This window comes from Streptomyces malaysiense, assembly GCF_000980885.2.
In the GTDB taxonomy this organism is placed as follows: domain Bacteria; phylum Actinomycetota; class Actinomycetes; order Streptomycetales; family Streptomycetaceae; genus Streptomyces; species Streptomyces malaysiense.
Genome location: NZ_LBDA02000170.1, coordinates 1 through 3,708, shown reverse-complemented (window position 1 = coordinate 3,708; position 3,708 = coordinate 1). Strand labels below are relative to the sequence as shown.

Here is a 3,708-nt window from a genome sequence, read left to right as displayed (position 1 = left end):
GGGTGCCCGGCCGGACCTCAACGTCTAGATCTCACCGCGCAGTTTGGCGAGTGCCTCGGCGAGGATCGCCTCGCCGTCCGCGTCGCTGCGCCGCTCCCGCACATACGCGAGGTGCGTCTTGTACGGCTCGGTGCGCGGCGGGTCCGGCGGGTTGTCCCGGTCCTGGCCGGCCGGAAAGCCACAGCGCGGGCAGTCCCAGGTGTCGGGGACCTGTGCGTCGCTGGCGAAGCTCGGCTGGGTCTCGTGCCCGTTGGAGCACCAGAAGGAGATGCGCAGCCGCGGTGCGGACTCGCCGCGCTCGGCCTCGCCCATCGGCCCCGCCCCGACCCGGCTTCCTCGGATCGCGTTGCCACTTGCCACGGTCGTAACTCCCTGCGTGATGGTGCCGCGAAGCGAGTCGGCGTACCGCTTCGCTGCGAGCGCCTCAGTCTACGTAAGGCCCAACGCGCGTCCAGTGATGGGAGTTACCGCCCCCGCACCCAGACGCAAGCCCCATGATAGGCCGCGCTCGGGAGCGCGTACCGAACATGGGGCTCAACGTACGCAATGAGTGTGCCTGGAAGGCCGGGATCAGCTGTTCGTCTTCATCAGGATGCCGAGGACCACGATGCACACGATCCACAGCACGCCGACCACGACGGTGATCCGGTCGAGGTTGCGCTCGGCGACCGAGGAGCCGCCGACGGAGGACTGCATGCCGCCACCGAACATGTCGGAGAGGCCGCCGCCCTTTCCCTTGTGCATCAGCACCAGCAGCATCAGCAGCAGGCTGAAGACGATCAGGGCGATCGAGAACCCCAAAACCACGGCTGGACCAACTTCCTCGGATTCGGATGGACGACGGGGGCACGGCACCTGGGCCGTGCCCCCGCAAGAGTACGACGTATCGCGGCTACCGCCTACTCATGGACGGCGTAGCCGCTCCGTCACTGATCGCGGAAGCGCACGATCTTGACGAACTCGTCGGTGTCCAGCGAGGCGCCGCCGACCAGGGCACCGTCGATGTCGGCCTTGGCCATGATCTCGGCGACATTGCCCGACTTCACGGAGCCGCCGTACTGGATGCGGACCTGGTCGGCCACGTCCTGGGAGTACAGCTCGGCGACCTTGGCGCGGATGGCGGCGCAGACCTCCTGGGCGTCGTCGGCGCCGCAGACCTTGCCGGTGCCGATGGCCCACACGGGCTCGTAGGCGATCACGATCGTCTCGGCCTGCTCGGCCGGGAGGTCCTTCAGACCGCCCTCGACCTGAGCGAGGGTGTGGGCGACGTGGTTGCCCGCCTCGCGGACGTCCAGTTCCTCGCCGACGCACAGGATCGGGGTGAGGCCGTGCTTGTAGGCGGCCTTGACCTTCGCGTTGACGATCTCGTCGGTCTCGGCGTGGTACTGGCGGCGCTCGGAGTGGCCGATGACCACGTAGGCGCACTTCAGCTTGGACAGCATCGGGCCGGAGATCTCGCCGGTGTAGGCGCCGGAGTCGTGCTGCGAGATGTCCTGGGCGCCGTACTTGATCTTGAGCTTGTCGCCGTCGACCAGGGTCTGTACGGAGCGCAGGTCGGTGAAGGGCGGCAGGACGGCGACCTCGACGGCCTCGTAGTCCTTGTCGGCCAGGGCGAAGGCGAGCTTCTGGACGTGGGCGATGGCCTCGAGGTGGTTGAGGTTCATCTTCCAGTTGCCCGCCATCAGCGGCGTGCGGGTGGTCATACGGGGTCAGTCCTCCAGTGCGGCGAGACCGGGAAGCGTCTTGCCCTCGAGGTATTCGAGGGAGGCGCCGCCACCGGTCGAGATGTGGCCGAATGCGTTCTCGTCGAAGCCGAGCGTGCGCACGGCCGCGGCGGAGTCACCGCCGCCGACGACGGTGAAACCGTTCGAGTCTACGAGCGCCTGGGCGACCGCCTTGGTGCCCTCGGCGTAGTCCGGGTGCTCGAAGACGCCCATGGGTCCGTTCCAGAACACGGTCCGGGCGTCGGCGAGCTTCGAGGCGTACAGCTCCCGGGTCCTCGGGCCGATGTCCAGGCCCTCCTGGTCGGCGGGGATCTTGTCCGCGTCGACGGTGCTGTACTGGCTCGGCGCCTTGGTCTTCAGGTCCGGGAACTCCCGGGAGACCAGGACGTCGACGGGGAGCAGCAGCTCCACACCGAGCTTCTCGGCTCGCTCCATGTACTCCGTGACGGCCGGGATCTGGTCCTCCTGGAGGAGGGAGATACCGACCTCGTAGCCCTTGGCCTTGAGGAAGGTGTAGGCCATGCCGCCGCCGATGAGCAGCCGGTCGGCCTTGCCGAGCAGCTGGTCGATGACGGCGAGCTTGTCGGAGACCTTGGCACCGCCGAGCGCGACGACGTAGGGGCGCTCGACGTCCTCGGTGAGCTTCTTCAGGACGCCGACCTCGGTGGCGATGAGGTAGCCGGCGTAGTGCGGCAGCCGGGCCGGGAGGTCGTAGACGGAGGCGTGCCCCCGGTGCACGGCGCCGAAGCCGTCGCCGACGTACACATCGGCGAGGGCGGCCAGTCGGTCCGCGAACCCGCCGCGCTCGGCGTCGTCCTTGGCGGTCTCGCCGGGGTTGAAACGCAGGTTCTCGATGACGGCGACCTGACCGGGCTGGAGGCCGTCGACGGCGTCATGGGCGGCGGGGCCGACCGTGTCCTCGGCGAAGGCGACCGGTGCGCCGAGCAGTTCACCGAGGCGCTCGGCGGCAGGCAGCAGCGAGAAGGCGGGGTCCGGGGCGCCCTTGGGGCGGCCCAGGTGCGAGGCGACGATCACCTTGGCGCCCGCGTCCGCGAGCGCCTTGACGGTGGGCAGCACGGCGCGGATGCGGCCGTCGTCGGTGATCGTCCCGTCGGCCAGCGGCACATTGAGGTCGGCGCGGACGAATACCCGCTTGCCGCTTACGCCGTCGGCGAGAAGTTCGTCGATCGTCTTCATTGAGTGGACTCCTGAGGAGGGCTCGTGGTGCACCTTGATCGTATGAGGACGTGTTCCGTGCGCGAGACAGGGCCCGGTCAGCGCGACGGTGCGCTGGCCGAGCCCTGCTCTCATGTCACGGTCGTACTGCTGCGGTCTTCGGCGATCAGAGCTGGTTGCCGACGAAGACCGTGAGGTCCACGAGACGGTTGGAGTAGCCCCACTCGTTGTCGTACCAGCCGATGACCTTCACGTTCTTGCCCTCCTGGACCATGGTCAGGGAGGAGTCGAAGGTGCAGGACGCCGGGGCGTTGACGATGTCCGAGGAGACGATCGGGTCCTCGGTGTAGTCGAGGAGGCCCTTCAGCTCGCCCTCGGCGGCCTTCTGGAAGGCGGCGTTGACCTCTTCCTTGGTGACCTCGCGGCTGAGCTCGACCACGAGGTCGGTGACGGAGCCGGTCGGGACCGGGACGCGCATGGCGAGGCCGTCCAGCTTGCCCTTGAGCTGCGGCAGGACCAGGGCGGTGGCCTTGGCGGCACCGGTGGTGGTCGGGATGATGTTCTCCGCGGCGGCACGGGCGCGGCGCAGGTCCTTGTGCGGGAAGTCCAGGATGCGCTGGTCGTTGGTGTACGCGTGCACCGTGGTCATCAGACCCTTGACGATGCCGAAGTTCTCGTCCAGGACCTTCGCCATCGGGGCCACGCAGTTGGTGGTGCAGGACGCGTTCGAGATGACGTGGTGGTCGGCCGCGTCGTACTTGTCCTGGTTGACGCCCATCACGATGGTGATGTCCTCGTCCTTGGCCGG

General features: G+C 68.3%; 5 protein-coding genes. All 5 read right to left on the bottom strand.

Annotated elements, in window-relative coordinates; genetic code table 11:
* Positions 1-24: 24 nt before the first annotated feature.
* Positions 25-360 (bottom strand): RNA polymerase-binding protein RbpA, encoded by a 336-nt coding sequence (locus tag VT52_RS34700; RefSeq protein WP_003957010.1) that lies wholly within the window; start codon positions 358-360, stop codon positions 25-27.
* A 210-nt stretch (positions 361-570) separates the two neighbouring features.
* A complete protein-coding gene (secG, locus tag VT52_RS34695; RefSeq protein WP_046423875.1) occupies positions 571-801 on the bottom strand; it encodes a preprotein translocase subunit SecG in 231 nt (76 codons plus the stop codon).
* Positions 802-926: 125 nt separating this feature from the next.
* Positions 927-1,703 carry a triose-phosphate isomerase gene (gene tpiA, locus VT52_RS34690; protein ID WP_046423877.1) on the bottom strand — a complete coding sequence of 259 codons (777 nt, stop codon included), beginning with the start codon at positions 1,701-1,703 and terminating at the stop codon, positions 927-929.
* A gap of 6 nt (positions 1,704-1,709) precedes the next feature.
* Positions 1,710-2,921 (bottom strand): phosphoglycerate kinase, encoded by a 1,212-nt coding sequence (locus tag VT52_RS34685; RefSeq protein ID WP_046423879.1) that lies wholly within the window; start codon positions 2,919-2,921, stop codon positions 1,710-1,712.
* Positions 2,922-3,066: 145 nt separating this feature from the next.
* On the bottom strand, positions 3,067-3,708 hold a 642-nt coding region (locus VT52_RS34680), incomplete at its 5' end, for a type I glyceraldehyde-3-phosphate dehydrogenase (protein ID WP_143070980.1).